The sequence below is a fragment of the Solidesulfovibrio carbinolicus genome (genome assembly GCF_004135975.1).
Lineage (GTDB): Bacteria > Desulfobacterota > Desulfovibrionia > Desulfovibrionales > Desulfovibrionaceae > Solidesulfovibrio > Solidesulfovibrio carbinolicus.
Window position 1 is genome coordinate 2,003,196 of the sequence record NZ_CP026538.1, and the last position, 23,308, is coordinate 2,026,503.

27 protein-coding genes and 1 tRNA gene are annotated in these 23,308 nt (G+C 64.2%); 8 read left to right on the forward strand and 20 right to left on the reverse strand.

Going from position 1 to position 23,308, the window contains the following annotated elements; genetic code table 11:
• Window positions 1-161: 161 nt before the first annotated feature.
• Together C3Y92_RS08855 and C3Y92_RS08860 are read right to left on the reverse strand one after the other, a co-directional pair.
• Window positions 162-1,085 carry a tyrosine-type recombinase/integrase gene (locus C3Y92_RS08855; protein ID WP_129351749.1) on the reverse strand — a complete coding sequence of 308 codons (924 nt, stop codon included), beginning with the start codon at window positions 1,083-1,085 and terminating at the stop codon, window positions 162-164.
• Window positions 1,086-1,196: 111 nt separating this feature from the next.
• On the reverse strand, window positions 1,197-1,529 hold the full coding sequence (locus C3Y92_RS08860) for a hypothetical protein (RefSeq protein WP_129351751.1): 333 nt from the start codon (window positions 1,527-1,529) through the stop codon (window positions 1,197-1,199).
• Window positions 1,530-1,691: 162 nt separating this feature from the next.
• Here C3Y92_RS08860 and C3Y92_RS08865 point away from each other — a divergent pair, with 162 nt between their 5' ends.
• On the forward strand, window positions 1,692-3,320 hold the full coding sequence (locus C3Y92_RS08865; protein ID WP_129351753.1) for a PAS domain-containing sensor histidine kinase: 1,629 nt from the start codon (window positions 1,692-1,694) through the stop codon (window positions 3,318-3,320).
• 71 nt (window positions 3,321-3,391) lie between these two features.
• Here C3Y92_RS08865 and C3Y92_RS08870 read toward each other — a convergent pair whose 3' ends face one another.
• Window positions 3,392-4,036 (reverse strand): SOS response-associated peptidase, encoded by a 645-nt coding sequence (locus C3Y92_RS08870; RefSeq protein ID WP_129351755.1) that lies wholly within the window; start codon window positions 4,034-4,036, stop codon window positions 3,392-3,394.
• A 182-nt stretch (window positions 4,037-4,218) separates the two neighbouring features.
• Here C3Y92_RS08870 and C3Y92_RS08875 point away from each other — a divergent pair, with 182 nt between their 5' ends.
• Both C3Y92_RS08875 and C3Y92_RS08880 read left to right on the forward strand, forming a co-directional pair.
• Entirely contained in the window at window positions 4,219-5,214 is a 996-nt protein-coding gene (locus C3Y92_RS08875) for an HD-GYP domain-containing protein (RefSeq protein WP_129351757.1), read from the forward strand.
• Window positions 5,215-5,359: 145 nt separating this feature from the next.
• Window positions 5,360-6,076: a potassium channel family protein gene (locus tag C3Y92_RS08880; RefSeq protein WP_129351759.1), complete on the forward strand. Its 717-nt coding sequence runs from the start codon at window positions 5,360-5,362 to the stop codon at window positions 6,074-6,076.
• A 49-nt stretch (window positions 6,077-6,125) separates the two neighbouring features.
• Here C3Y92_RS08880 and C3Y92_RS08885 read toward each other — a convergent pair whose 3' ends face one another.
• The 9 genes from C3Y92_RS08885 to C3Y92_RS08925 form a co-directional block, all read right to left on the reverse strand.
• Window positions 6,126-7,370: a NupC/NupG family nucleoside CNT transporter gene (locus tag C3Y92_RS08885; RefSeq protein ID WP_129351761.1), complete on the reverse strand. Its 1,245-nt coding sequence runs from the start codon at window positions 7,368-7,370 to the stop codon at window positions 6,126-6,128.
• A gap of 24 nt (window positions 7,371-7,394) precedes the next feature.
• Window positions 7,395-8,198, reverse strand: coding sequence for a sulfite exporter TauE/SafE family protein (locus C3Y92_RS08890; RefSeq protein WP_129351763.1), 804 nt, complete (start codon window positions 8,196-8,198; stop codon window positions 7,395-7,397).
• 133 nt (window positions 8,199-8,331) lie between these two features.
• Entirely contained in the window at window positions 8,332-8,592 is a 261-nt protein-coding gene (locus C3Y92_RS08895) for a hypothetical protein (RefSeq protein ID WP_129351765.1), read from the reverse strand.
• Between the two features lie 116 nt (window positions 8,593-8,708).
• Window positions 8,709-9,116 (reverse strand): tRNA (N6-threonylcarbamoyladenosine(37)-N6)-methyltransferase TrmO, encoded by a 408-nt coding sequence (gene tsaA, locus C3Y92_RS08900; protein WP_129351767.1) that lies wholly within the window; start codon window positions 9,114-9,116, stop codon window positions 8,709-8,711.
• Between the two features lie 25 nt (window positions 9,117-9,141).
• A complete protein-coding gene (locus C3Y92_RS08905; RefSeq protein ID WP_129351769.1) occupies window positions 9,142-9,993 on the reverse strand; it encodes a DMT family transporter in 852 nt (283 codons plus the stop codon).
• Between the two features lie 6 nt (window positions 9,994-9,999).
• Complete coding sequence (gene thiL / locus C3Y92_RS08910) at window positions 10,000-10,962, reverse strand: thiamine-phosphate kinase (RefSeq protein WP_129351771.1); 963 nt, start codon at window positions 10,960-10,962, stop codon at window positions 10,000-10,002.
• 68 nt (window positions 10,963-11,030) lie between these two features.
• On the reverse strand, window positions 11,031-11,966 hold the full coding sequence (locus tag C3Y92_RS08915; protein WP_129351773.1) for a carbohydrate kinase family protein: 936 nt from the start codon (window positions 11,964-11,966) through the stop codon (window positions 11,031-11,033).
• A gap of 14 nt (window positions 11,967-11,980) precedes the next feature.
• On the reverse strand, window positions 11,981-12,316 hold the full coding sequence (cutA, locus tag C3Y92_RS08920) for a divalent-cation tolerance protein CutA (RefSeq protein ID WP_129351775.1): 336 nt from the start codon (window positions 12,314-12,316) through the stop codon (window positions 11,981-11,983).
• Between the two features lie 182 nt (window positions 12,317-12,498).
• Window positions 12,499-13,920 (reverse strand): sigma-54-dependent transcriptional regulator, encoded by a 1,422-nt coding sequence (locus C3Y92_RS08925; protein ID WP_129351777.1) that lies wholly within the window; start codon window positions 13,918-13,920, stop codon window positions 12,499-12,501.
• A 132-nt stretch (window positions 13,921-14,052) separates the two neighbouring features.
• Between C3Y92_RS08925 and C3Y92_RS08930 the strand changes: the two genes are divergently transcribed.
• Both C3Y92_RS08930 and C3Y92_RS08935 read left to right on the forward strand, forming a co-directional pair.
• Window positions 14,053-14,502: a hypothetical protein gene (locus tag C3Y92_RS08930; RefSeq protein ID WP_129351779.1), complete on the forward strand. Its 450-nt coding sequence runs from the start codon at window positions 14,053-14,055 to the stop codon at window positions 14,500-14,502.
• 48 nt (window positions 14,503-14,550) lie between these two features.
• Window positions 14,551-14,826, forward strand: a complete 276-nt coding sequence (locus C3Y92_RS08935) for a hypothetical protein (protein WP_129351781.1) — start codon at window positions 14,551-14,553, stop codon at window positions 14,824-14,826.
• On the opposite strand, the gene C3Y92_RS08940 is transcribed toward C3Y92_RS08935, so the two are convergent.
• From C3Y92_RS08940 to bioF, 3 genes are read right to left on the reverse strand one after another with little or no spacing between them, the layout of a single operon-like run.
• Window positions 14,819-15,598 (reverse strand): methyltransferase domain-containing protein, encoded by a 780-nt coding sequence (locus C3Y92_RS08940; RefSeq protein WP_129351783.1) that lies wholly within the window; start codon window positions 15,596-15,598, stop codon window positions 14,819-14,821. The two genes, C3Y92_RS08935 and C3Y92_RS08940, sit on opposite strands and share 8 nt — an antisense overlap.
• Window positions 15,595-16,194, reverse strand: a complete 600-nt coding sequence (locus tag C3Y92_RS08945; RefSeq protein WP_129351785.1) for an alpha/beta fold hydrolase — start codon at window positions 16,192-16,194, stop codon at window positions 15,595-15,597. Before C3Y92_RS08945 ends, C3Y92_RS08940 begins: the two co-directional genes overlap by 4 nt.
• Entirely contained in the window at window positions 16,191-17,369 is a 1,179-nt protein-coding gene (gene bioF, locus C3Y92_RS08950) for an 8-amino-7-oxononanoate synthase (RefSeq protein WP_129351787.1), read from the reverse strand. The genes C3Y92_RS08945 and bioF overlap by 4 nt, the downstream gene beginning before the upstream one ends.
• Here bioF and bioA point away from each other — a divergent pair.
• On the forward strand, window positions 17,368-18,711 hold the full coding sequence (gene bioA, locus C3Y92_RS08955) for an adenosylmethionine--8-amino-7-oxononanoate transaminase (RefSeq protein ID WP_235669664.1): 1,344 nt from the start codon (window positions 17,368-17,370) through the stop codon (window positions 18,709-18,711). The two genes, bioF and bioA, sit on opposite strands and share 2 nt — an antisense overlap.
• Window positions 18,708-19,313, forward strand: a complete 606-nt coding sequence (gene bioD, locus C3Y92_RS08960; RefSeq protein ID WP_129351789.1) for a dethiobiotin synthase — start codon at window positions 18,708-18,710, stop codon at window positions 19,311-19,313. The genes bioA and bioD overlap by 4 nt, the downstream gene beginning before the upstream one ends.
• Window positions 19,314-19,380: 67 nt before the next feature.
• On the opposite strand, the gene C3Y92_RS08965 is transcribed toward bioD, so the two are convergent.
• From C3Y92_RS08965 to murA, 3 genes are all read right to left on the reverse strand, one after another.
• Entirely contained in the window at window positions 19,381-20,181 is an 801-nt protein-coding gene (locus C3Y92_RS08965; protein WP_129351791.1) for a 2-amino-3,7-dideoxy-D-threo-hept-6-ulosonate synthase, read from the reverse strand.
• 246 nt (window positions 20,182-20,427) lie between these two features.
• Window positions 20,428-20,817, reverse strand: a complete 390-nt coding sequence (locus C3Y92_RS08970; RefSeq protein WP_129351793.1) for a hypothetical protein — start codon at window positions 20,815-20,817, stop codon at window positions 20,428-20,430.
• Window positions 20,818-20,994: 177 nt separating this feature from the next.
• Window positions 20,995-22,245, reverse strand: a complete 1,251-nt coding sequence (murA, locus tag C3Y92_RS08975) for a UDP-N-acetylglucosamine 1-carboxyvinyltransferase (RefSeq protein WP_129351795.1) — start codon at window positions 22,243-22,245, stop codon at window positions 20,995-20,997.
• A 153-nt stretch (window positions 22,246-22,398) separates the two neighbouring features.
• On the opposite strand from murA, the gene C3Y92_RS08980 reads away from it, so the two are divergent.
• A tRNA-His gene (locus C3Y92_RS08980) sits at window positions 22,399-22,474 on the forward strand.
• Between the two features lie 130 nt (window positions 22,475-22,604).
• Here the strand turns inward: C3Y92_RS08980 and C3Y92_RS08985 are convergent.
• Complete coding sequence (locus tag C3Y92_RS08985; protein WP_006919184.1) at window positions 22,605-22,967, reverse strand: response regulator; 363 nt, start codon at window positions 22,965-22,967, stop codon at window positions 22,605-22,607.
• 1 nt (window position 22,968) lies between these two features.
• Window positions 22,969-23,292 (reverse strand): STAS domain-containing protein, encoded by a 324-nt coding sequence (locus tag C3Y92_RS08990; protein WP_129351797.1) that lies wholly within the window; start codon window positions 23,290-23,292, stop codon window positions 22,969-22,971.
• Between the last annotated feature and the right edge of the window lie 16 nt (window positions 23,293-23,308).

Sequence of the window (23,308 nt, forward strand, 5' to 3'; positions counted from 1 at the left end):
TAGTCCTGACGCCTTGATTATGACCCTATCTTCTAACGCCTCGTGCATAGAATATTAGTTCGAAAGCGAGTATCTTTCGAATTGCAAACGGATTCTCTTATTGTATTCTCGCAACTACGCGCAATGTCACGGGGATAGTGTAATTCCATGATAATTCCTAGTTATCCTGCAAACCCTCCCCTGGGGTGGCACCGAGCAACAACCCGCCTTTGGGCTTCTTCACTGACGTGAGCATAAATCTGTGTCGTCGTGATGGAGCTGTGTCCAAGGAAATGCTGGATGAAGCGAATGTCCGCGCCGTTCTCTAAAAGCATTGTGGCGACCGTATGCCGAAACATGTGCGGCGTGATATTTGCCAGTATGAACGATTCTTTTATGTATTTCTTTGTAATATTTCGAATTGATTGCTCTGACAACCTGTTTCCATCTCGGTTTCTAAAAAAGAAACCTCCGGATTCCGTGTCGGCTGAGTGAATGTTTATGTATTCATTTATCACATTTATAGTTGGATCTCCACAGATCGGTATTCTTCTGTCTTTGTTGCCTTTGCCAGTAAGGTGAATTACTTCGCTCTCAATGCTGATTTGATCATTTGTTAGATTTGATATTTCAGATACTCGCATCCCTGTTGAAAATAGTAGTTCAATAATACACAGGTCGCGGATGAACCTCTTGTAACTCTTAGCATTCTTTTCGGAGTCGTTTCTTTTTGTGTGCATGAAATCCATGAGTTTGTTGAGATCAGTCTTTGTTATGACGCGAGGAAGTGTCTTTTCTCGTTTTGTTGAAATTTTCAAGTTCTGCATGGGGGATTGTTTTGTTAATTTCGATTCTTTTAAATACTTAAAAAACAATTTTATAGCTATTAATTTTCTTTTGATTGTCTTTGGCTTGTTGTTGATTTGTAGTGATGCAAAGTACTTTCGTATGTGCTCTTTGGTTGTCTTGGTCATGTCCAAGCCGTATGTTGTTTTGATATGATTCTCCAAAAGAGCTATATCGTATTTGTAGGCCTTCAGCGTATTGTCGCTCACGCCCTTCTCATATTTGCAATAATCAAGATAGCGAAAAATGATGTTCCCCATGATCACTCCCCCTCGGACAAAAAAAAGAGCACCAGAGGCGCTCTTTTTGTCGATAGCAAATAAGTAGCCTATGCCGGCAAGAGCCGGCTTCCTAGAACCTGTGAAATTCCGTCAATTGCCCTTGGCCGGCGGCGCGGCTTGCTCACCCTTGGCGTCCTTTTTCTCGCGCTTGGGGCGTACGTACCCTTTATACTTGTCTTCGATCTTGGTCTTTTCCTTGGCGAACACAGCCGCATCCTGGGCATGCTCCTTTTCCACCCAGCTCCGGTAGCGGGCTTCGGCCGCATCGGAACGGGCCGAAGCAGCCGGAGCCGGCGCGGGCTTGGCCGGAGCGGTCGCCGGATTGTCCCCGGCGGGGGCGGCAGGCTGTTGCTGCCCAAAGGCGGCAGGAGCGCACAAACAAAGGGACAGAGCCAAAAACGCCGACGCGGCGGGTATACGCATGCATTCTCCTGGGCGGCCATGACAGGACCGCGAACTGCGAGCCGGACATAATCATATTTTCCCTGGCCCGGCAATGGCGTTCGGTTACGCAGGCCTGGAAAAACCCTGGAAACCGTGCCGTACGCCCTGGCTTTTCAAACCAGGATCGTCTAGATTGAAGCAATGTGGGATCCTGTTGCCGCCCGGGCCGATCCGGCGCTCTTTGGGGCCATGGCCGACGCTTCTCCGGATCTTTTTTTTTACAAGGATTCCGGGCTGATCTATCGGTATGCCAACCATTCGTTTTGTTCGCTTTTCGGCATCGATGCCTCGGATATACTGGGTCGAACCGATGATGAAGCCTTTCCGCAGCCAAGCGCCAGACGGCATCGCCAGGCCGATCTGGCCGTGCTTGCTTCCCGCCGCTCCCAGACGTTTGAATATGTTGTTGAGCGCGGCGACCGCTCGGTCTGGCTCCAAGTGCTCAAATCCCCTGTTCTGGGGACGGACGGCGCGGTGGAAGGCATTTTCTGCGTCGCCCGCAACATCACCGCCAGCAAAGCCGCCGAAGATCAAAACCGCCGGGCGGTGGCCGTTCTGGAACGCGACGCCATCGACCGGGAAAAGGAGTTGCGCCGCACCAACGAGGAGTTGCGCCGCCAAGCCGCCAAACGGCTCAAAGCGGAAAAAGCCTTGGAAGAGTCGCACCGAAGCCTCAATTGCATCTTCGAAAACAGCCCCATCGGCATTGCCTTTGTCACGGACCGCATCGTGCGCCGGGCCAACCCCCGTTTTCATCAGCTCTATGCCTTGGAGCCAGGTCAGGCGGTTGGCTTGCCGACGGCGGATTTTTATCCCGACGCCGAGGCCTACGAGAGCTTTGGCCGGCACTACTATCCGGCGCTGGGAGCGGGCGAGCGGGTGGATGTGGTGCGCGTCATGCGCCGCCACGACGGCACGGAGTTCTGGTGCCGCATCATCGGCCAGGTTCTGGATGCCGCCAGGCCCCAGGACGGCTCCATCTGGCTTATGGAAGACGTCACCGAGCGCCGGCTGGCCGAGGAGGCGACCCGGGCCGCCGAGCGCCTCAAACGCGAATTCATGGACAACATGTCCCACGAGATACGCACGCCCTTAAACGGCATCCTGGGCATGGCCGAGGTGCTGTCGGCCGGGCTTACCGACCCGCAGCAGCAGGAGATGCTTGAGACTCTCAAAGACTCCGGGCGCGCCCTGGCGGCATTGCTGGAAAATGTTCTGGATTTCGCCCGGCTCGACGCCGGAGACGTGGTCAGCCGGCGCGCGGCGTTTTCCCTGGTCAACCTGATCGAGGGCGTGGCCGCTTCCTTTGCCGGCGCGGCCATGCAAAAGGGCCTGCATCTGTCCTGGCGCGCGCAGCCGTCAACGCCGGAACTCGTGGTCGGCGACGGCGGCGGCTTGCGTCAGATCCTGGCCGCTCTGGTCAGTAACGCCGTGAAGTTCACCGACGCCGGGGCCATCGAAATCGTGGCCGAGGCCCAGCCTTCCTTGGCCGCGTCCCGTGACGCCCAGGCAATGGTTTGGGTGAGTCTGGCTGTGCATGACACCGGCATCGGCTTGTCCCCCGACCAGATCGAATCCATCTTTGAACCGTTTCGCCAGGTGGACGGCAGCAAGACCAGGCGCCATGGCGGCGCGGGCCTGGGGTTGGCCATTGCCGGCAAGCTGGCCGCCGCCATGGGCGGCGAACTTGCCGTGGAAAGCGAACCGGGCCGGGGCAGCGTTTTTCGTTTTACCGCGCCTTTCGAAGTCTACACGGCTGCCGATTCCTGACCGCCACGTCCCCTGCCTGACGCGCCTGTTGGTTCCCCTTTGTCCAGAGGGGGCGACGGGCCGCGTCCTTTTTACAAGACGAGTTGGGTGGGCTGGCCCGGGCCGGCGCTGGCGACCAGCCCCGGCGGCGGTTCCAGGGCGAGCAGGGGGGCGACGTCGGCCGGGGCCGAGCGGAGCGGGTCCAGCCAGTCGGCCATGGCTGCCGGCGGGACAATGAGCGGCATGCGGTCGTGGACCGAGGCCGCCGCCCCAACCGCCGGCCGGGTGAGGATGGCGACGGTGTCCTTGACCTCGCCGGCGGCGGTGACGGCCCGCTCGTAGAGCGCGCCCAGGGCCAGCACCGGCCGGCCCGGGATGCTCAGGAAAAATCTGGTCTTGCGTCCGCCGGCGTCGCCGCGCCATTCGAAATAGCCGCTGGCCGGGACCAGGCAGCGGCGGTAGCGGGCGGCGGCGCGAAAGGACGGCAAGGTCAAGGCCGTCTCGCTGCGCGCGTTGATCATGGGCCGGGTTTTGGTCGAATCGGCCAGGAAAACCGGCACGAATCCCCACCGAAAAAGCCCGGCCATGCGCCGGCCCGATTCCCGGGCCGTGAACACGGCTTCAATGAGCTGGGAAGGGAAGATTTCCGGCCGAGACGGGACATCGGGCAGGTCCGGCACGCCCAGGGCTTCGGCTAGGAGCCGGCGCGGCACGGCCAAGGCGAATCGTCCGCACATGGCATTCCCTCCGTTTTGGGTCCGGGTTTTGCTAGCCCTGGGGAGTAAAGTGGACCCCAACGCCAGGAAATATGGCTGATGTTTAAAATAACATGTTATTTCAATGGAATGCATGTCTCAGCCTGGGCTAGGCCTGATCAGGGCGCGGTGTTTGACGCTGCAATTGTAACAAAGTCAAACCCATGATGTTGCCTTCCACGCCGCTGCCGTCTCCCGGTGATCCGGACGGCGAGTACCAGCCCATTCCCGTGGGCCATCTTTTCCCCCATGCGCCGGGGGATTTCCAGGTTTTTTTGCGCCATGGCGACAATCTTACCCTGTTTGCCAGGGTCGGCGAGGCGGTCACCGGGCTGCGCCGCGAAATGCTCGCCGATTACGGCGTGCGCACGGTCTACATCCACCGCGATGAGCGGGAGCGCTACCGGGACTACATGCGCCGCCATCTGCCCGGGGCGCTTATGGGGCCGCATCTGCCCATCGCCGAAAAGGCCGCCGTTTTCTACCACAATTGCTGCGACATCGTGCGCGACCTCATCCGTGAACGTCTTCCCCAGGCCGTTTCCGACGTCCATGGCCGGCTGTTTGTCGGCTATGCCCGGGACAGCGTGGCCTTTTTGTGCTCCGAGGCGGGTCTGGCCCGCATGGGGGCGCTGATGGCCCATGATTACGACGTCTACAGCCATGGCGTGCACGTTTTTGTGTACACGGTCTATCTGCTGCGTTCCCTGGGCCTGCCCCAGGGGGCCATCGTCCAGGCCGGGGTCGGGGCGCTGCTCCATGACGCCGGCAAGGAGGGCGTGGACCCAGCCATTTTGACCAAGCCGGGTCGGCTTTCCCGGGAGGAGTTCGACGCCGTGCGGGAACATCCGGTCCTCGGGGCGCGGCTTTGCCGTAGCCTTGGGCTGTCGCGTCTGGCCCAGGAGTGCATTCTCATGCACCACGAAAAACTCGACGGCAGAGGGTATCCGTCCGGGCTTTCCGGCGAGGCCATCCCGGTGCACGCCCGGGCCGTGTCCCTGGCCGACGTCTACGACGCCCTGACCTCCCGGCGCTGCTACGCCGACGCGGTCACGCCCTTCGAGGCCCTGCGCATCATGCGCCACGAAATGGCCGGCTCTTTCGATCTCGACCTCTACAAGCGGTTTGTCATGCTGCTTAGCGGCGCGGCCCTGGTCTGAGTATTGCTTCCGGCGGGAGACCTCGCTAGCGTCGTGGGATACTCGCCGAAATTATCGCCGCCTGCGGCCCCAACCTTGCTGGGACACGGGACGCCATCGGGCGAGGCTGTCCGGGGAAACCCGGCCACCGCAATAGGAGCGTTCCATGCCCACCATCACGCCCCACATAGCCACGGTGCTGCCGCAGTCCGGCAAACGCTTTCATTGGCTGTTGGCCGCGTTGCTGTTTCAGATCGTGGCCTCGCCTTTTGTCGTCGGCGCGGCTTCGCTGATCCTGCAGGATTTCCTGTTTCTGGCTATCCTGCTGGCGGCGCTTGGAGCCGTCAACCATACGCCGTTGCGCCGGTTCAACAGCCTGTTGGCGTTGATTTGCTCCGCGGCGGTGGTCCTCAAATACAGCTTCCCGGATTGGTATCTGGATGTGGCGGTCAGCCTGCTTGGGGCCATGGTCATCCTGTCCACGGCCGTGGAGATGGTCAACTACCTGTCGCGGCAGCGCCGGGTGGATCTGGACACGGTGCTTGGCGGGCTGTGCGTCTACCTTTTCATGGGCGCGCTGTGGCTCATATTGTATACCCTGGCCGCGCAGTTCGACCCCCTGGCCTTCGACTTCACGGTCCACGGCCGGGATTTGTCGCTGCGTCATCGCGACAGTCTGCTGCTGTTTTTCAGCTATGTGACCCTGTTGACCACCGGATACGGCGACGTGGTGCCGATTTCCCCGATGGCTCGCACCTTGGCCATCCTGGAAGGCATTTGCGGCCAGTTTTATCTGGTCTTTTTCATGGCCCGGCTGGTGGGGCTGCATGTGGCCGAAAAGGGCGGGGCGGCTCCTTCCCCGTCCCATTCCGAGGAAGGTTAACGCCGTTGACGCCCGCTCCTTGGCCTCTCCCCGCAAGAACTGACCAGGCTTAAAACGCCGCCAAGATCCCCACCACCGCGCCCGTGGACAACGAGGCCAGCACGCCGCCAATCAGCGCCCGGCCGCCCAGGGCCGTGATCTCGGCCTTGCGCGAGGGACAGATGGCCGTCATGCCGGCCAGCAAGATGCCCACCGACCCGCAATTGGCGAAACTGCACATGGCATAGGTCAGGATGAGTCGGGCGTGTTCGGAAAGGGCGTCCGGCGGCAGTTTGGCCATGTCGATAAAGGCAATGAATTCGTTGAGCACGATCTTGGTGCCCAGAAGCGAGCCGGCCGTGGCCGCCTCGGCCCAGGGCACGCCGATGAGCCAGGCGGCCGGAGCCATGGCCACGCCGAGCATCCGCTCCAGGGTGAGCGGCGCGTCGGCGACGTCTGGCAGCGCGCCGAGCAGGATGTTGGCCAGCTTCACCAAGGCCACGAAGACCAGCAGCGTGGCGATGATGCTCCAAAAGAGCTTGAGCCCGTCGGCCGTACCCGAAACCACGGCGTCCATGCTGCCCGAGGCCGGGGATTTGGGAATCTTGCGGCCAAGGGTCGGTTCCTTGGTTTCCGGCAGCATGAGGCCGGCGATTAAAAGCGCCGCCGGGGCGTGGATGACCGAGGCGGTGAGGATATGGCCCAACGCGTCGGGGATGATGCCTTTCAAGACCGTGGCGTAGAGCATGAGCATGGTGCCGGCGATGCAGGACATGCCCGTGGCCATCATGGCGAAGAGTTCGCTACGGGTGATGCGCTCCATGTAGGGGCGGATGAGAAGCGGCGCTTCGATCATGCCGAGGAAGATGCAGCCCCCGGCCCCCACGCCCAGTACACCGCCGATGCCCATGGCCCGTTCAAGGATCAGCGAAAAGCCTCGCACCACATAGGGCAGGACGCGCCAATAGTAGAGCAGCGAGGCCAGGGCGGCGATGACGATGACCAGCGGCAGGGCCTGGAACCCCAGGATGAAGGCCGAGCCCGGGTCGGTGACGGCAAAAGGGGCCGGGCCGCCGCCGACAAAGCCGAAGACGAAGGCCGTGCCGGCCCGTGTGGCTTCGTCCATGGCCGCCACCACGGCGTTGAGCGCCATGAACACGCCGCGCAAAAACGGGGCCTTGAGCATGAGCGCGGCCAGTACGAACTGCAAGGCCAGGCCGCCGAGGCACATGCGCCAGGGGATGACGCCCTTACGTTCGCTTATAAGGCCGGCGACGAGCAAGATGACGCAAAGGCCGAACAAAGGCTGCAACATGGCGGTTTCCTGGGAAGCGGCGGTTTAGAACATGCTCCAAAGCATCCGGGTGGCCATGGCCAGCAGGAACACGGCGAAAAAGCGCTTGAGCGTCGCCACCGGCAGCTTGTGGGCCAGCTTGGCACCGTAGGGGGCGGTCAGCACGCTCACCGCCGCCACGCCGAAAAGGGCCGGCAGATAAATGTAGCCAAAGGACAGCGACGGCAGGTTGGGCGCGCCAAGGCCGTTTATGATGTACCCGATGGTTCCGGCCAGGGCGATGGGGAAGCCGATGGCGGCCGAAGTGCCCACCGCCGTGTGCATGGCCACGTTGCACCAGACCATAAACGGCACCGACATGGTGCCGCCGCCGATGCCGACCAGACTCGACACCGCCCCGATGGCCAGCCCGGCCCCGAACATGCCGAACTTGCCCGGAATCTGGCGGTGGGCCTTGGGCTTGATGTTGAGCAGCATCTGGATGGAGACGTAATAGAGAAAGGCCACGAAAAAGCCCTTGAGAAAGCCCGTGGAAAGCTTGGCCGCCACGCAGGAGCCCAAGAACGTGCCGACCAGGATGCCCGGGGTGATGGCCTTGACGATGGGCCACACCACCGCGCCCCGGCGATGGTGGGCGCGAAGGCTGGAGATCGAGGTGAACATGATGGCGGCCAGCGACGTGCCGAGAGCCATCTGCATGATGAGTTCCTGGGAGAATCCCTGGGCGGTAAAAAACCAGAACAGGGCCGGGACCACGACAATGCCGCCGCCCACCCCGAGCAGGCCGGCGATGATGCCGGCGACGGCGCCGAAAGCGAGGTAGGCCAGCAGAAACGACAGTGACGGCATGGCAGGCTCCTTGATGGAAGGAATAAGGGCTGCCTGTAACGGAATATGCCGTCATTGAAAAGGGTTGTGGAAGCGCAAGGCAAGGAAAACCCCGGCCGCCACGGGAAAGCGGCCGGGGAAAAGCAAAAACGGTCTAGGCGATGCCGTAGCCGCTGATGTGCTTCATGTATTCATCGACCTCGTGGGCCAGGTGATTGAACAGCTTGTTGACGCCGTTGTCCGGCTCCGAGCCGATCTTGGCGAAGATGTTGCCGGCCTTGCCGTAGGCCTCTTCGAAAGCGTCGTCCCCGAGTCCGGACATTTCCTTGGCCTCTTCCTTGGTCAGATGACCGGTGTGGACGAAATAGGCGCAAACAACGGCGTTGACTTTCCGGATGGGTTCTTTTTTGGGCATGAGCAGACTCCTTGTGAAAGCGGGCGTAAAGTTATGCCTGTGAAACTACGGCATTTGCGCCCGGAAATGCAAGGCCCTGGCGCAAAAAAAGCCAGCGGTCGCCGCAGGGTCGCGGTCTAACCCGCCTGACACCGGTCGGCCAGGGGCTTGATGTCGATCACGGGCGTGCCGTCCAGGGCCTCCAGGGCGTCGATGGTCAGCACGTTGCCCGCAACGGCGGTCAGGCGCACCTGATGCAGGCCGATGGGGTTGGGCCGGTCCGGGGAGCGGGTGGAGAAAACGCCGGTCAGGGGCCGGGAGAGGTCGCGGCGGGGATGCACGGCCTGGCAGGCGCGGTCGGCCTGGTGGAACCAGGTGAAAAGCAGGATCTCCTGGCCCGGGGCCAGATCCTTGGCCGCCTCGGCGTAGGCCGGGTCCAGGACGACCGTGGCCGGCGGGGCGTTTTCCGTCTCGAACTTGGGAGCGGTGGCCTTGTCGGTCAGTACAGAACGCACCACGCCGACGGCGTAAAGGGCCATGTCCATTGTCAGCCTCCTATGGTCTGCGGCCTCAGCTCCTTTGGGTGGAGCCGACATAGATGCCGGCCAGGGCCAGGGCTACGCCAGCCAGTTCGACCGGGCCGGTGGGTTTGGCGAAAAAGAGCACGTCCCAGACATAGGACAGGGTGGGCTGGAGCAGCAAGACCAGTCCGGCCAGGGCCGGCCGCGCCCCGGCCAGGCCGTGGGAGATGGCCAGCCAGCCGATGCCTTGGCCGATGACGCCAAGGCCCACAAGCGCCCAGACGCTTGCGGCCGTGGGCAGGGCCAGGGAGTCGCCGCCAAGGACGACCACCGGGCCGAGCAGAGTGGCCCCGGCCAGGGACAGCACGGCCATGGCCGCCATGGGGCCGGCCCGGCCCTGGTTGGTGACGGCCTTTTTGAGCGTCAGGATGAAAAGCCCGTAGAACACGGCCGTGGCCAGGCCGTAGCCCACGCCCAGGCGAAACTCCGGGGTCTGGCCGGCAAAACCCCGGCCGACCACGAGGTACAGCCCGGCCACGGCCACGGCCATGCCGGCCAGGAAGCCCGGTTTTGGGACGCGCCGGGCCGTGACGGCGGCCACGATGGTGACAAGAAACACCTGGAAATTGCCGACCAGGGTGGCCAGCCCCGGGCCGATATAATTGATGCTGGCGTGCCAGCACAGCAGATCGGCGCTGAAAAACACGGCGCAGGCCAAGGCCGGCCAAGCCAGGGCGCGGCGGGCGGCGGCGAGGTTGCCGGTGGCGCCGAGCAGCCCAAGCAGGGTCAGCCCGCCAAAAAGCAGGCGGTAAAAGGCCGACACAGCCGGCGGGACGCCGGCCAGCTTCACGAACACAGCCGAGAAGCTGATGATGACCGCGCCGAAAAGAAGTTGTCCCATGGCGCGTTAGCCGAAGTGGTCGAAGCCGCGCTCGTTTATGGGTGAGCCGTTAAGCGTGTAGCCGGGCTTGGCCGCGATAGCCCCGATGGGCCTGGCGGCAGGCACGGCGGCGCGCAGGGCGGCCAGGGCGGGCGGCGCGACCGTGGCCAGCAGGGCGTAGTCCTCGCCGCCGAAAAAGGCGACCTTTTCGGGCGGGCGGCCATGGCCGGCGGCGTGGGCCGTAACTTCCGGGTGCAGGCCCCCCGGCGGGAAAAAGAGGTCGGCCCCGCAGCCGTCCGGCAGCAGGCGCGGCAGATCCCGGGCCAGGCCGTCGGAGACGTCCATGCAGGACGTGACGCCGGGCTGCCCGGCCAGGGCCAGCCCCTCGGCCAGGCGCGGCACGGGGGCAAGGTGGGCGGCCGTGGCCGCCGGCCAGTCGGCCAGGGCGGCGCGCCCGTGCTTTTCCAGGACCGCCAGCCCGACCCGGGCCAGCCCCAGCTCGCCCACGGCCACGAGGATGTCGCCGGGATTTCCCGTGGCCCGGGTGAGGAAGCGCCCGGAGGCCCCGGGCGCGCCCCAGACCGTGACGGACACGGCGATTTTGTCGCCGCGCGACAGATCGCCCCCGACCAGGGGCACGTCGTGGCTGGCGGCCAGGGCGGCCATGCCGGCCAGGAACGCGTCCCAGTAGTTGCGGTCGGCGTCGTCGGGACACACGATCCCCAGCACGAAGCCCGTGGGCGTTGCACCCATGGCGGCCACGTCGCTCAAGTTGACGGCCAGGGACTTGGCCCCGACCTCGGCCGGGGTGAAGTACGAGCGCCGAAAATGCACGTCCTCGACAAAGAGGTCGGAGGTGACGCACAGGCGCGGCGGCACGGCGACCACGGCGGCGTCGTCGCCGCGCGGCAGCTCCACGCCAGCGGCCTGGCGCGGGAAGTGGGCGTCCATGAGGGCCAGAAAGTCGTCTTCGGAAGCGATGCGGGGCATGGGCGGAAATTCCTTGCAGCCGGGGGCGGACGGCCGCCCCCGGCGGGACGGCGAAGGTGGGCGGGCGGCTACTTCAAGGGGCCGAAGGCGGCGGCGTAGCGGTCAGTAAATTCCTGCCAGGTGAAGGCGTGTTCCTGGGTGCCGTGCTTTTCCACGGCATAGGCGGCCGACACCGAACCAAGACGGGCGGCGACGTCCAGGGACTTGCCCAGGGCCAGGCCCTTGACGAAGCCGGCGCGGAAGGCGTCGCCCGCGCCGGTGGGGTCCTTAACCTCGGCCACGGGGCAGGGCGGGACGGCGATTTCGGTACCTTTCTGGCGGATGATCGATCCCTTCTCGCCCAGGGTGGTGATGACGGTCCCGGCGCGCTCCACGATCTCGGCCTGGGTGAGCTTGGTGGAATTCTGGATCAGCTCCAGCTCGTAGTCGTTGGAGATGAGGTAGGTCGCGCCGGTGAGCATCTCGGCCAACTGGTCGCCGCTAAAGGCGGTGATGTTCTGGCCGGGGTCGATCATGCAGGGGATGCCCTTGGCCTTGTAGCGGCGGGGGAAGTCCTGCATGTCCTCGAGGTTGCCGGGGGCGACGATGGCGATGGTTTGGGCCGGATCGGCTTCGTCCACGGGATAGTCGGCCCGGTGCTTCATGGCCCCGGGATTAAACCCGGTGATCTGGTTGTCGGCCTTGTCGGTGGTGATGTAGGCCCCGGCCGTGAATTCGCCGTTGACCCGGCGGATGCCGTCGATGGCGATGCCGCAGTGGCGCAGCCAGGCCTCGTAGGCGGCGAAGTCCTTGCCGGCGGTGGCCACGATGGTCGGGGCTTCGCCCAAAAGGCGCAGGCAATAGGCGATGTTGCCGGCCGTGCCGCCGAACTTCTCTTCCAGGCCTTCGACCAGGAAGCAGACATTTAAGATATGGATCTTGTCGGGCAGGATATGGTCGGCAAAGCTGCCCGGAAAGCTCATGATGCGGTCATAGGCCAGGGAGCCCGAGACGAGGATGCGCATGGGGCGTGTCTCCTTCATGCGGGGTTAGTCGGTTGGGGCGCGGTTTCGTCGTCGATCCAGCGCAGGAAATCGGGCAGCCCGTCGGTGATGGGCAGGGTGACCACGCAGGGCACCTCGTAGGGATGCAGTTCCTTGACCCGGGCGATGAGCGCCTGGGCCAGGGACTGCCGGGTCTTGGCCACGAGCACGGCCTCATCGGCTTTCTCGATGGCCCCTTTCCAGCGGTAGACGGAACGCATCGCCGGGAAAATATTGGCGCAGGCGGCCAGGCGTTCCTCGACCAGGGCGGCCCCGAGGCGTTCGGCTTCCTCGACGCTTGGGGCTGTGATGTAGGCGAAGACGGCGGTCATGGCGGCTCCTAGGACGTTCGCGGCGGGGCGGCTGGTTATGACCCGGGCGGCCCGACTGTTCCGGTCGCGGCCTTGAGGCAAATCGTCAGGCGCGTCGAGCCGTGTCTCTCCCAAAACGGCAGTGTGCGCGAAAGACTGCTGTATGAAACACAATTTTCAATGACCCTGGACCGGGCACGACCCTAGGTCCTGGTCGGAATGCCGTGGATGCGCAGGTAGCGGTACAGGCTCTGCTTGCCAAGCTCGGACAGTTCGCAGGCCCGGTGGATGTCGCCGCCGGCGGTCTGCATGAGGAGCTTGAAATAGCGGTGCTCCACATCCTTTTTGTATTCGTCGAAGGACGTCAACACCAGTTCCGGGGCGGCTCCGCCCCCTTCGGCCACGGGCAGCATCTCGACGTCCTGGACCGTGACCGGGGTGTCCTTGACCCGCCCGCTCATGATGCGGATGCGGATTTCCGGCGGCAGATGCTTGGGATACAGCGTGGGCTCGTACTGGGCGCGCACGATGATGTTTTCCATGAGGTTGACCAGTTCGCGCACGTTGCCCGGCCAGTCGTACTCTTCCAGGCTGTCCAGGAACTCCGGGGAAAAGCCCTTGAGCGGCACTTTGTACTTCGTGCAAAAGGCGTTCATGTAATGGATGGCCAAGCCCCGGATGTCCTCGCCGCGAAGCCGCAGGGCCGGAATGTTGATGTGCATGGTGCGCAGGCGAAAGAGCAGATCGTTGCGGAATTCGCCGGCCGCGACCAGGGCTTCGAGGTCTTTATTCGTGGCGGCCACCAGCCGGAAATCGCTGGTTTCCTCTTCCTTGGCTCCCACCGGCCGAAAGCGGTGCTCCTGGAGCACGCGTAAAAAAGCCTTTTGCTGGGAAAAGGGCAGCTCGCCCACTTCGTCCAGAAACAGCGTGCCTTTGTCGGCCTGCTTGATGAGGCCTTCCTGCTTTTTTTCCGCCCCGGTAAAGGCCCCCTTGGCATGGCCAAAGAGCACCGATTCAATAAGCGTTTCGGTGAGGCTGGAGCAATCGACCACAACAAAAGGCCCGTCGGCCCGTTCGCTGTTGTCGTGGATGGCCCGGGCAAACAGTTCCTTGCCGGTGCCGGTCTCGCCGGTAATGAGCGTGTTGGCGTCGGAGTTGGCGGCCTGGGCCACCAGATCAAGACAGCTGGCAACGCGCGGGCTGCCGCCGATGATGCCCTCGCGCTTGAGCGCCACGGTGGGCGGGCGGTGGGCGAATTTTTCCTTGCGGTACTGCAGGGCGCGAATGAGCGGCAGGGTCATGGACTCGGCCGTGGCCGGCTTTTCGATGTAGTCCCAGGCCCCGTTCTTGATGGCCAGTTCCGCGCCGTTGGGGTAGCTCGCGCCGGTGAAGATGATGACTTCCGGGGCGCGTTCGCGTTCGGTGATCTTGGGGATGGCGATAAGCCCGTTGCCGTCGGGCAGGTCGACGTCGAGGTAGAGGACGTCGTAAAATTCGCGGTCCAAGGCGTCGAGGCCCTTGGCCAGGTTGGGCATGGCCGTCACCTCGTGGCCCATGCCTTCGATGACCAGCTTGCAGACTTCGCGGATGTGCGTGTCGTCGTCGATGACGAGAATCTTGGCCATGCCTCCTCCCTGTGTCGGCAAACGATAAAGCTGTAAAGCCAAGCGGCGGTTTTGTCGAGACGGGCGCGTGTCCGAGAGGATTTGACGGCCGGTCAAGAGGTTGCGTACATTGCCGCCAACGAGGAGGCGGATATGGCCGAGACGGAAAACACTGCCGCAGAGACGGCGTCCGGGCGCAAGCGTCCGGTGCTCGTCTGGATCATCTTTCTTTTCTATCTCATCAGCAGCGTCCAGGTCATCGTGGCCATGTTTTTTGTGGCCGCCGGCGGCGTGGACATGGCCCCGGAGCAGCAGGCCTATCTGGCCAAGTTTTCGGTCATGGACCGGGTCATCGGCTACGTCAACGCCGGGCTGACGCTTGTTGGCGTGTCCATGCTCTTTTCGCTCAAAAAGCAGGCCGTCAACGTGCTGGCCCTGGCCTTTTCCCTCAATCTCTTTTCCACGGCCGTGGTCTGGATACGCACCGATCCGGCGGCGGTGACGAGCGTGAAAGGGCTTCTCGCCCAGGGCCTGGGCATCGGCATGTTCGGGCTGGTGGTGCTGTATTCGTGGCGGCTTTTAAAGCGGGGGACGCTGGCGTAGCGCCTGACGACGTTTGACATCTTGTGTTGTCTGGAGCAGGAAAAACCTATGTTGCTGTTTGATCAATCCAAAGCCATTGAACGTGCTCTTGGGGAAGAGGCGGCCAAGCCTGTCATTGAGGCCTTTCAGGCCGCTGATCAGCGCGTCATGTCCGCGCTGTTGGCGGAGGTGGCGACCAAGGCCGATCTGGAACGCTTTCGCGGCGAGGTCAATACTCGTCTGGCCCGCCTGGAAAATATGGTCAAGGTCCTGATTGGATTGACCGCCCTGGCTGTGGCGTTTTTCAGCCCGGTGGCCGAAAAGCTGCTCGCCCTGGTCAAATAGCCCCGCCCGTAGCCATCGCCACCACATACCCGGCCGCCACCCCGCCTTCGCGGGCGAAACGCGACTGGTAATACCGCGTAAATCCCCGATACTTCCCGGGGCTGCCCGCACGTTTTGACGGCGTGTGGGTGACCCCGGCTCCTTGCAGGCTCCGGAGCATCTCCCGGACGTCGGCGTGGACCACGGTGTGGCGCGCCGTTGTCATCTCCCAGACGATCCCCGGCAGGGCGGCCAGCGTCTCGCGCCACCAGTGCTCCGGCCGCATGGGGTAGACCGAGCCGAAGCCCGTGGCCCGGGAGGCCTCGTCCAGCTCCGACAGCGTCCCCTCCAGGTAAAAGGCCAGGGCGAAGCGGCCGCCCGGCCGCAGCAGCCGCAGATTGGCGGCCAGCGACCGGGCCGGATCGGCGTACCAGTGCATGGCCGAGGCCGAGGCCAGGAAATCGAAGCTCCCGGCCACAAGCGGAGCCTGTTCGCCGTTGGCCGCCAGCCGGACCACGCCGGGCGGCATGGCGCCATGGGCCAGCATCCCGGGCGAGAGGTCCAGGGCCACATAGAGGCTGTCCGACTGGCCGGCTGGTCCCGTCGTCAAAAGGCGCGGGGCGAGCCGGCGGGTGAGCAGGCCACTGCCGGCCCCGATCTCCAGCACCCGGCCGGTGAGATGCTCGGGGCAGCGCCGGGCCAGTTCCTCGGCCACCCGGGCCTGGACCACGGCCACGCTCTCGTAGCCGGCCCCGGCCCGGTCAAAACGGCGGCGGATGTCGTAGCTGCTCATGGCCGCAGCAACCCTTCCAGAAGATCCGGGCGCGGCCAGTGGCCGCCGGGGTGGACAACGTGAGCCGCTCCGGGCAGGGCGGCCAGGACCTTGTCCACGGCCGAGGCCCGCACGATGCGGTCGGCCGTGCCGGAAACGACGGTCACATGGCCGGCGGCGACATCGGGCACGGCCGCTTCGGAGGCCAGCAGATAGTCGAGCCCGGCCGCAAGCGCCCCGGTCCAGGCCGGATCGTAGGTCGGCGGCGCGTCCACGGCGCAGTTTTGCCAGAATGCAGCGATGGTTGCCGCCGGATCGGCCTTCATGCCGGCGGCCATGGCCCGCACGGCGCGGGGGGGATAGCAGTCGGCGAAACGCAGAAAGGGCGCGATAAGCACAACCTTCCCATAGCGCAGGAAAAGGGTCGAAGCGTGCTTGAGAATGATATGCGCGCCCGTGGACCAGCCGGCCAGGACGTCGCCGCCTGCCAAAAGCCTGCTGACCACAAAGGCCTCGTCGCCGTCCAGAAACGGCGCGACAAAACGCGTGCGGCCCGAAAGGCCCGGAAACAGCGCCTCGGGACCGGCAAAGCCGGAGCAGAAAACCGTTTGCGTCATGGGAAAAAGGAAACCCGGAGCCTGGAAAATCCGAGGCGAATGTGTTTGAGGTCGTCGTCGGTGAGATCGGCCCGCAGCGACAGCCGCAGCCGCGCCGTGCCCAGGGGCACGGTCGGCGGACGCACGGCGGCCACGAGCAGGCCCTCGGCCCGCAGCAAAGCCTGGGCATGAAGCGCCACGCGATTTCTGCCGCAATAGACCGGGATGATCTGGGTGGTCGAACCCATGGTGTCAAAGCCCAAACTGTCCAGATGGTCGCGAATCTGCCGGGAGATGCGCATGAGCCGCGCCCCAAGGCCGGGGTTGGCCTTGACGTGGCGCAGGGCGGCCAGCCCGGCGGCCAACACGGCCGGCGGCAGGGCCGTGGAAAAAATAAACGAACGGCCCTTGTTGCGCAGCAGTTCAATGGTCTCCACCCGGGCGGCCACGTAGCCGCCAAGGGACCCCAACGCCTTGCTCATGGTGCCCACCTGGACGTCCACGTCGTCGGAGAGCCCCAGCGCCGCCACCAGCCCGCGCCCCCGGCCGAGCACGCCCATGGCGTGGGCCTCGTCCACCACGACCAGCGCCCCGTGGGTTTTGCCAAGCTCGACCAATCGCGCTAAGGGAGCCACGTCGCCGTCCATGCTGAAAACCGTGTCCGTGACGATGATTTTTTTCTCGGCCAGGGCTTCGCGGTCGAGCAAGCGGGAAAGATGCTCCATGTCGAGGTGCTTGTAGCGCACGAGCCGCGCCCCGGAGAGCAGGATGCCGTCGATGATGCTGGCGTGGTTTAAGCGATCGGAAAAAACCACCGTATGGCGGTCGGCCAGGGACGTGAACACGGCCAGATTGGCGGCGTAGCCGCTGCCAGTCACCAGGGCCGCTTCCTGGTATTTGAAGGTGGCCAGTTCCGCTTCCAGGGTTTCGGCCAGGGCGAAGTTGCCGGTAATGAGCCGCGAGGCTCCGGACGAACAGCCGTGGCGCGTGGCGGCCTTGATGGACGCCTCGATGAGGTCCGGGTGGTGGGACAGGCCGAGGTAGTTGTTGGAGGCGAGGTTAAGGAGCTTCGCGCCGGAGTAGACAACCTCCCGGGCCGCGCCGTCGTCCACGGGCGGAATGGTCCGGTAGCTGTCCGAATTGCGGAGTTTCGCCGCTTCGGGCACGATGTATTTGCCGAAAAAGGATGTGCTCATGTCTCACGTTTCCGGGAAGGCGGCCATGCGGATCTGGCACCCATGCACCCAGATGAAGGACCACGAGAAGCATCCTCCCGTCTTTATCGACCGGGGTCAAGGGATTTACCTCTACGACCGCCAGGGAAAGTCCTATATCGACGCCATTTCCTCGTGGTGGGTCAACCTTTTTGGCCACGCCAACCCGCGCATCGCCCGGGCCGTGACCGAGCAGCTCACGCGCCTGGAGCACGTGATTTTCGCCGGCTGCACCCACGCCCCGGCCGAGGAACTGGCCGAGCGGCTGCTGGCCGTGGCCCCCGAAGGGCTTACGCGCGTCTTTTTCGCCGACAACGGCTCCTGCGCCGTGGAAGCGGCGCTCAAGATGAGCCACGCCTATTGGCGCAACCTCGGCCGTGCCGAGAAGTGCAAGTTCATTTATCTGTCCAATGGCTACCACGGCGAAACGGCCGGAGCCCTTGGCGTATGCGGCGACCGGCTCTACGCCGCGCCGTTCGCGCCCCTTGTCGTGCCGCAAATCGAAGTCGCCGGCCCGGAATGCCACGCCTGCCCGCTGGGACTTGCGCGCGAAACGTGCGCCGCCGAGTGCGTTGGCGGCATGGAAGCGGCCATCCAGGCCCACGCGGCCGAACTGTCCGGCGTCATCATCGAACCGCTGGTGCAGTGCGCCGGGAGCTTCCGGATGCATCCGCCGGCCTATCTGGCCAGGCTGCGCCAAGCGACGGCCGCCGCCGGCTGCCATCTCATCGCCGACGAAATTGCCGTGGGTTTCGGGCGCACGGGAACCATGTTCGCCTGCGAGCAGGCCGGGATAACGCCGGACTTCATGTGCCTGTCCAAGGGCATCACCAGCGGCACGCTGCCGCTATCGGTGGTGCTGACCGGCGACGCCGTGTTCGACGCCTTCTACCACGACTACCACGACGACAAGGCATTCCTGCACAGCCACAGCTACACCGGCAATCCGCTGGCCTGCGCCGCCGCCTGCGAAACCCTGCGCATTTTCGAGGAAGACGACGTCATCGCCGTCAACCGGCCCAAGATCGCCCATCTGCAAGCCGCCGTGCGCCAGCGTTTCGCCGGGCACAAGCACGTGTCCGACATCCGCTCCACAGGCTGGATCACGGCCGTGTCCCTGGCCGCCGATCCGGCTGCCGGCCGGGCTTTCGACCCGCTTGAGCGCACGGGATTTCGCATTTACCGCGAGGCCATCAAGCGCGGGGCCTGGTTGCGAAACCTCGGCGACATGGTTTATTTTATGCCGCCCTACGTGATCACGCTGGAAGAAATCGACAGGTTGACCGACATCGCGTTGGATGCGGTCGAGGCGGTGCTTGGATGAAACGCTATTTCATTACCGGAACCGGAACCGGCATCGGCAAGACGGTGTTTTCGGCCCTTTTCGCCAAGGAACTCCTGGGTCAGGGCCAGCGGGTGCGCTACGTCAAACCCGTGGCCACGGGCTATCCCGAAGACGACGACGCGGCCTGGGTGGCCGGGCAGGCCGGGCTTGCGGCGGACGAGGCGCTCACGCTCTACACGGCGGCCGAGCCGGCTTCGCCGTGTTTCGTGTTCGATCCCTTTCCCTTCGCACAGTGCGTGGCCCGCATCGAGGCGGCGGCCGAAGGCTGCGACGTGCTGTTGGTGGAAAGCGCCGGCGGCCTGGCCGTGCCCCTTGGGCAGCGGCGCTATAATTACCATTTCGCCCTGGAACTCGGGCTGGAGACGATTCTGGTCGTCCCCAACCGCCTGGGCTGTCTGTCCGACGCCATCGTCTACGGCCATTTCGCCAAGCGGCACAAGCTGGCGCTGACGGCCATCGCCATAAACGACCATTTCGCGGCCAGCTCCCGCGAAGGGGACCGCAATGTGGCGGTTATTGCCGGAGAGTATCCCAGCCAGACGATCTATCGGTATGATGAGGCGCTGTCGTTGCTGGCGTAATGGGAAAACGCCCGGGGAAACGGCTGTCTCCCCGGGCGTCGCAAGGACGGGAAATATCCCGTTTACGTCATCCCTGGGCCAGCATCTCCATGGCCTCGTCCACACTTTTCCCATCATGCACGATGGCCGTGACGGCCCCCAGAAGTTCGGCCGGGTCCGGGGCCTGGAAAATGTTGCGGCCAACCGACAGGCCCGCGCCGCCGGCGGCCAGGCTGTCGGCGATCATGGTCAAAAAGCCGCGCGTGGAGTCGGTCTTGGGGCCGCCGGCGATGACCACCGGCACGCAGCAGCCGCCGACCACCTTGGCGAAGCTGTCCGGGTCGCCGGTGTAGGGCACCTTGACGATGTCCGCGCCCAGCTCATTGCCGACCCGGGCGCAGTGGGCGACGACGTCGGCGTCGAACTCGTTGGCGATCTTCGGGCCGCGGGCGTACATCATGGCCAAAACCGGGATGCCCCAGGACACGGCCGCCTCGGTGACGCGGCCCATGTCGTCGAGCATCTTGGATTCGGCGGCGTCGCCGAGATTGACGTGGACCGACACGGCGTCGGCGCCCAGGCGCATGGCCTCTTCCACGGTGCACACCAGGGTCTTGGCGTTGGGGAAGGGCGACAGGCTGGTGCTGGCCGAAAGATGGATAATGAGGCCCACGTCGCGGCCGCGCGCCCGGTGGCCGCAGCGCACAACGCCCTTGTGCATGAGCACGGCGTTGGCCCCGCCGGCCACGATGTTGGTGACGGCGTCGCGCATGTCGGCGATGCCCTCGATGGGGCCCACGGAGACGCCGTGATCCAGCGGCACGATGATGGTGCGGCCGGTGTCGCGGTTGACGATGCGTTCCAGACGGATGGATTTGCCGATGGTCATGGTCGATCTCCTTGGCGGTTTTTCGCCTGGGACCCGGCCCCGGTCGGCTCATGAAAAAAGGGCCGCCGGGCAATCTGCCCGCGGCCCTTGTCGGCGGTGTTTTCGGGAGCGGCCTTTAATCGGCCGCGCCACCCGCCAAGCCGCGAGCGCGAAGGCCGTAATAATAATACGGTCCGAAGGAAACGGTGCGCAGGGCGGTCTGACGAGCGTTCATGGCGGTATAAGTGCCCCAATCCGGCCGGCCCGTCAAGAGCCGGAGTAGCCGGACGGCGGCAGGGTTTCCGGAGGGGCCGGGGCGACCAAGCCTTCGTTCAAGATCCGTTGGGCGTCCTGCTGGGGGCCGGCTCCGGGCGTCATGATGTTGTTGCCGGAGATGCCCGGGGCGACCTGCCAGCCTTTTTGCCAGTGGCCGGATTGGCTCGGGTAGAAGCGGGCGGCGTCGCAGCGGCCCTGGCAGGCCGGGCAGGACTGGTTGCACCACTGGGACGGCGAGAAGTCGGCGGCCTGGCCGGTGTCGATGACGCAGACCTCGCGGCCGGCGGCGTCCACGCAGGTAAACAGTCCGTAGGCCTGGGCCTGTCCGGTCAGACAGCAGACAAAGGCGGCAATGGCCAGCAAACGCGTACACAAAAGCATGGCTCCCTCCTCCTTGTCGTTGGCCCTCCAGCGCAGTTCCGGGGATTTTCCCTCTGCCCAAAGAGCCATATGTCGACGCGTCTCCAATCCCTCCCCTTTATCCCCTTTCGGGGGGCCGGGGGGGCGGTCGGCCCTCGGCCGCCGGAGGCATCTTCCTCTTCTCTTCTCACTCTCTCTCTACGCTAACCGTTCGATGTCCGCGCCGACGTTTTGCAGTTTCACTTCCATGGCTTCGTAGCCCCGGTCGAGGTGGTAGACGCGCTGGATGAGCGTCTCGCCCTTGGCGGCAAGGCCGGCCAGCACCAGCGAGGCGCTGGCCCGCAGATCGGAAGCCATGACCGGCGCGCCGGTGAGCGATCCGACGCCCCGGATAAAGGCGGTCTGGGACGAGATGCGGATCTGCGCGCCCAGGCGCACGAGTTCCTGGACGTGCATGAAGCGGTTTTCGAAAATGGTTTCGCGGATGGAACTTGAGCCTGCGGCCACGCACATAAGGGCCATGATCTGGGCTTGGACGTCGGTGGGGAAGCCCGGGTAGACCTGGGTGGCCACGTCGACGCCCACGAGCTGGCCCTGGCGGCGCACGGCCACGCCGGCGTTGGTGGCTTCGATGACCACGCCCATTTCCCGCAGTTTGGAGACGACCGCGTCGAGTTCCATGAACGGGCAGCATTCCAGGTGCAGCTCGCCGCCGGTGATGGCGGCGGCGATCATGTAGGTGGCGGCTTCGATGCGGTCGGGCATGACGGCGTAGCGGCCGCCGCCAAGGCTGGGGACGCCTTCGATGGTGATGACCGAGGTGCCGTGGCCGGTGATTTTCGCGCCCATGGCGTTGAGGAAGTCGGCCAGATCGGCCACTTCGGGTTCGCGGGCGGCATTTTCGAGGATGGTCGTGCCTTCGGCCAGGCTGGCGGCCATGAGCAGGTTTTCCGTGCCGCCGACGGTGGGGAAGTCGAAGACGATGTGCGCGCCGGTGAGCCGGTCGCAGCGGCCTTCGATGTAGCCGGCCTCCAGGGTGAAGGTCGCGCCCATTTTTTCCAGCGCCGTCAGGTGCAGGTTGACGGGCCGGGCGCCGATGGCGCAGCCGCCGGGCAGGGCCACCCGGGCGCGGCCGGTGCGGGCGAGCAGGGGGCCAAGGACCAGCACCGAGGCGCGCATGGTGCGCACGAGGTCGTAGGGGGCCTCGGGATTGAGGTTCGCGGCCGGCTCCATGATCACGGTGTTGCCCTCAAAGGTGGAAGGGCAGCCGAGGATTTCGTTGAGTTTCAGCGTCGTATGGATGTCGCGCAGGCGCGGGACGTTTTCGACGACGGTTTTTTCGGTCAGAAGCGGCGCGGCCAGCAGGATGGGCAGGGCGGCGTTTTTCGAGCCGCTGACCCGGATGGGGCCGTTAAGGGGCTTGCCGCCCCGAATGAGCAGTTTATCCATGAACGAGGTCCTTGGGGGGTTGGTGGGATGCGGCGAGAAACGACGGGCCGCCCGAGAGAAGACGATAGCGCGGCGGGTCCTTTTGGGCAAGAGAAGGAAAAAACTGTTGACACCGGGCCGGGGGTTGGGTAGATGACTTCTCCTTCGTCCATGGTGGCTGTAGCTCAGTTGGTAGAGTCCCAGGTTGTGGCCCTGGTTGTCGTGGGTTCGAGCCCCATCAGTCACCCCAGCAATTTTCCTTGAAAAAGGCCCGGTTAACCGCCGGGCCTTTTTTGTTTTTTCGGGCCAGCGGAGCGGCGAGACAAACAAAAGCCCCGGACGAGCCGGGGCTTTATGGTCGGGAGCGGGAATAAGGGCCGCTAACGCAGCACCTTCTTGACCACGGCCAGGAGCTGGTCCGGGGTGAAGGGTTTGACGATCCAGCCCGTGGCCCCGGCGGACTTGCCTTCGGCCTTTTTGCCGGCCTGGGACTCGGTGGTCAGCATGACCACCGGGATGAATTTGTAGGCGGCCTGGGCCCGGATGCCCTTGATGAGGCCAATGCCGTCGAGATTGGGCATATTGAGATCGGTGATCACCATGTCGATGGTGCCGGACATCTTGGAAAGCGCGTCCTTGCCGTCCGAGGCTTCGATGACGTCGTAGCCTTCCTTTTTGAGCGTCATGGCGACCATTTGTCTGACGCTGGCCGAATCGTCCACGGTCATGATGCGTTTGGCCATCTTAATCCTCGTCGGAGAAGAAGTTTGCGAGTTTGGGCGTGCGGGCAAAACCCGAAACGCGCGCGGCGGCCAGGGCCGCCGGGGAAACCGGTCCATGGCGGCGAAGGCTCCCGCCGTTTTGTTCCAGGGTGAGAGCCGTTGCCAGGAGCAGTTGCAGGAAAGTGATGTCGGCTTCCTCGACTCCGGAAACATCAAGGCTTAGCACGGTGTTCGCGGAAACGGCCTCAAGCAGCGCTTGCCGCAAGGCGGCCGCATGTTCCACCGTGCATTTGCCGGTCACGGCGTAGACGGGCTTGCCGCCTTGTTCCAATCGGGTCAGTTCCATGGGCGCTCCTCGTAAA